This window comes from Streptomyces sp. MZ04, from assembly GCF_004684775.1.
Classification (GTDB): Bacteria; Actinomycetota; Actinomycetes; order Streptomycetales; family Streptomycetaceae; genus Streptomyces.
The window spans coordinates 1-4,196 of record NZ_SRIC01000454.1 but is presented as its reverse complement, the minus strand read 5'-3'; the positions used below and the strand labels follow the sequence as shown (position 1 = coordinate 4,196).

The following is a 4,196-nucleotide window of genomic DNA, read 5'->3' as shown; positions in this document are numbered from 1 at the left end:
GGGGCACATGTGAAGTCCCCGTGGGGCGCGGGGTGTTCGCCGTTTCCGGCGATTGAGGCCCGCCGTAATGTAGCGCGTCCGTGGGTTGGTCCTTCAACTTTGACCGCATTTCGGCGGATAAGTACCCTGATGGACGCTTATGCCTCGCTATGGGTGGTCCAACGGTGGAGCCTGCCCGCGCGGGCCCCGGAGCGGTGCTCTGGAGCAGGCGGCCCAGGTGGTTGGCGCGCGTGAGGTAGGGCCCGGACACGGCGCAGAGCGTCGTGTAGAGGTGGGCCACGAACGGGCGCGTCTGTTCGGTCATCGGCGGGTCCGGGTGGTCGTTCTCCGGGGCCACCAGCGCGCTGCCGCCCGAACCCCACACCGCCTCAAGCCAGGGACCGAGGTTGTGCTCGATCTGGCGCAGCGCGCGGATCGTCTCCGCGCGGTTGCCGAGGGCGAGGAGTTCTTCCCGTACGCCTGCCCGGAAGTCGAAGGACACACGGTGGGCGTCCTCGGCGTTGGCCGTGTCGTCGGTCCGGTGCACCAGGCCGAGCAGCGCGATCTCCGCCAGGTTCCAGAACCGCGCCCCCGGCAGGGCCTGTTGCAGCAGCCGCATGACGGGGAGGTTCAAGGGTGCCGCTGCGAGCCTCTGTGCCAGGGCATAGCTGGCCGGCGATGCGGTGGCCCGGAAGCGGCGCACCATGGCGGCGGCCCGCTTGGCGCGCTGGACCGCCGACGGCTCGGCGGGGTCCGCCGCCGTGTTCTGCGGTTCGGCCACGATGTCGGCCAGGTCTTCGGGCACCGGGCCGACCGCCGCCGAGCGCAGATCCTTGCCCGGGGCGGTCCACAGGGCCGCGAGCCCTTGCCAGTCACCGCCGCCCGCAGCGGCCACCAGGCGGGCCCACCGGCCAAGTGAGGACGGCCGCAGTTCGACGACGGGCACGGGGACGGCGTTCGCACCGCCCGGTTCGGAGGGAGGGTCGGGTTCGGGGCCCAGGGCGTCGGCGTGCGGGTGCTTCCAGTCGGCTTCGTACGAACGGTTGGGCAGGGCGGGGGTCGAAGCGCGCAGCCGGGTGCGGGTGGCGGTGGGCAGCGTCAGATCCCACAGGTGCTGGGGGATCAGGCTCAGCACGGCGACGGGGGAGAACTGGCCGAGCCGGTGCAGGCTCGCGGCGGCCAGGCCCGTGCGCCAGGCGCGGTGGCCGCCGTCCGTGACGACGAGCAGCAGATGCTCGTCACCCGCCTTGATCTCCGCAGGGGGGATGCCCGCCCCCGCGTCGTCGTCCAGGTTCCAGCTGACCTGCCGCACGGTGCGGAACGCCGCTGTCTGTTCCATCAGTTCGGCGATCTGGCGTGCCGTGCGCGACCACAGGACCATCGAATCGCCCGCGTCCACGAGCAGCGTCAGATCCAGGCGACGCTCCGGGAGTGAACGGCAGGCCGGCGTCCAGATCCCGGTCAGCGCGGCCTGCTCGGCGGTCGCCTCCTCGTCCAGCTCCAGCTCGTGCGGCGAGGTGCGGAAAAGACGCAGCGGGCGCAGCGATCTGCTGAGCGCCAGAGAGTCGGCGAGCCGGGGCAGTACGGGGCGGCCGCCCTGGTCCGCTCTCCTGTCACCGGAAGGGGCGGCGAGGAGCTGACTCCCCGGGGCGGGCCCCGCCCAGGGGAGTTCGCCGAGCATCGGGCCGTCCTCGTCCACGGTGCCGGTGCCGAGCCGCTCCTCGGGCGTCGAGGTGTCGTCGGGGCGGCTGTGCTGCTCGGGTGCGGGTGCGGGTGCGGGTGCGGGTGCGGGTGCGGGGGCTTCGGCGGTCGGGTGGCCGTGCTCTCCGGGTTCTGTGGGTTCTCCGGGTTCTCCGGGTTCTGTGGGATCTGTGGGTTCTGCGCGTTCTTCAGGTACTTGGGGCCTCGCGGGCTCGCCCGAGGGGCGGCTGGGCCGCTCGCCGCGGGTCAGGGCCGCGCGTCCCGGCATGTCGAACAGGGGCACGGCCGCGTCCTGGTACGCCGCCAGATACAGCGCGTCCGCCAGCTCCGTCCAGGTCGGCAACTCCCCTTCAGGGACGGGGCCGCGCGCTCGCTCCGGCCGCGTGGACGGGGGAGGGGAGTCCTGGGGCGATCCCGTCATCCGGCCCTCGATTCCGCCCCCGCTCCGTCGAGCCGGTGCCACAGCGCGTCCACGAGGTCCTCCAGTGCCTCCTCGTTGTCGCCCCGGAAGCGTCCCGAAGTCGCCAGGAACACGGCGTTGAGCAGCTGGTCGACGGCGAGTCCGCCCCGTTCCCTGCTGTTGCGCAGGAAGCGGTCGACCAGACCGTCGGCCCGTGCGGAGTCCGGCGGCCCTTCCACCGCGTCCCGGAGGTGGGCCATGACCATGTCGACCAGCTGTGGGCGGTCCGGGTCCGGCATGCGAAGCCGCAGACAACGGCGGAGAAAGGCCGGGGGGAACTCGCGCTCGCCGTTGGACGTGATCACCACGACGGGGAAGGCCCGGCAGGTGACCGTGCCGCCGACGATCTCGGCGTCGCGCCGCGGATCGTCGGTCATGACCGTCACGCGGGGGTGCTGACGCTGGGCCCGCAGCAACTCAGGGATGGGGAACTGCCCCTCCTCGAAGACGCTGAGCAGGTCATTCGCCAAATCCTGGTCGCATTTGTCCAGTTCGTCCACGAGGAGTACGCGGGGGACTTCGTGCGGCAGAAGTGCCGTGCCCAGGGGGCCGAGTTGGACGTAGTCGCCGATCCCCGGCAGCTCCTCCTCGCTCGGCGCCCGGCCGCCTGCCGCCCGGTCGGCGCCCGCGCCCGCGTCGCGCAGGGTGCGTAACGCCGCCGCGTCCTGAACGCGGCCGATCGCGTCATAGTCGTACAAACCTGAACGAAGTGTGGTGCGGCTCGTGATGTGCCAGCGCAGCACCCGGCCCAGCTTCAGTTCCCGGCTGATCCGGTACGCGAGTGAGGACTTGCCCGTTCCGGGACGCCCCGTCACCAGCAGCGGCCGACGCAGCAACAGGGCGGCGTTCACCATGTCGGCCTCGCGCCTGAGCTGGTCGGAGCCGGTGGATGACGCGGAGACCTGTCCCAGCCTGCGCTCGATCTCCTCGTCGTCGGCGGGGGGCGGTGCGACCACGGGCCCGCCGGTGAACCGGCGCCATGGCGGTGGGGGCGGGAGAAGCGCGCCGAGGCTGGTGTCGTACAGGGGCTGTCCCGTGCCCCGGTAGATCCACCAGCGCTGCTCCAGGGCGCCGTCCTGAGCCGGTACGGAGCCCGCTGTGTGCGCGTCGCCCATCGGACGTGTCTCCCTGGATGCGCCGCCGTCTGGAAACATGTCGCCCTACCCTCCCCCCTGGGCGGAAGAATCCGCCGCCTCTCCCCGCTCACCCGGTAGGCGATACGGGTCGTCCCAGAGCAATGCTGCGTGCCGGCCGAGCGTAGAGGAGCCGCCCTCAGCAGGATCCTCGCCCACGGCCTCAATGCGCAACGACTTGACGACGTCGGGTAGTTGATCGATGCCCGTCCGCACCGTGAGTTTCAGCAGTTCGTCACGGAAGGCGGGATCGACCCCACCGCGGCGGTCCCAGACCACGATCGGCACCCCCGCCCGGAGCGACTCTCCCAGCTCATCGACCCCGGAGTGGCGACTTCTGCGACAGCCGGGGGGCTCGCTCAGGACGACCATGACCGGCTGCGGATCCGTGAGCAGGCGGGCCCGGCCGTCGTCCGGAAACCAGTGGACCGGCCCCCCGCGGTCGGTGATCAGTGCGTCCCAGCGCTTGGCCCAACGGCCATGTGTATCGGTGCGTTCCACCCTTTCGAGACTGCGCAGAACGACGGGATGGTCCTCGCCGAGGGTGCCGCTCGCATCGTGGAAGCCCCGTTTCGCCCAGCTCTCCACCGGCAGGTCCAGAAGATCGCGGGGGAACAGGAACTCCAGCGTGAGCTCTTCCTTCCAGAAGTACGCCCAGCCCGTCTCGGCCTGCTCCACCAGCGCCTTCACATGCTCGGGCAGTTCGGCCACGTCGACGCGCACATCCCCGCCCCGCACCGGATAGGGGTCGGGGCCGCGGACCTGCCACCAGTACGAGAGCAGCCGCTCGCCCTCGTGATCGGGATCCGGCAGGGGGCGCAGCCGGATCAACAGGCAGGCGCCGGGAGCCCAGACGGAGTCCGCCACCTCCGGTGGCGCTGCCGGGGGCGGGGGCAGCGCCACCGGAGGTGGCGGACTCCGTC

At 71.8% G+C, this 4,196-nt stretch carries 2 protein-coding genes and 1 pseudogene; all 3 read right to left on the bottom strand.

The genetic code is table 11. The features are described from left to right. The coding region (locus E2651_RS41645) for an SAV_2336 N-terminal domain-related protein (protein WP_280922835.1) at positions 1 to 2,023 on the bottom strand (2,023 nt) is incomplete at its 3' end. 74 nt (positions 2,024 to 2,097) lie between these two features. Then, positions 2,098 to 3,255, bottom strand: coding sequence for an AAA family ATPase (locus E2651_RS41640; protein WP_135336466.1), 1,158 nt, complete (start codon positions 3,253 to 3,255; stop codon positions 2,098 to 2,100). 45 nt (positions 3,256 to 3,300) lie between these two features. Beyond that, positions 3,301 to 4,196 (bottom strand): annotated as a pseudogene (locus E2651_RS41635) (hypothetical protein); the annotation flags it as partial.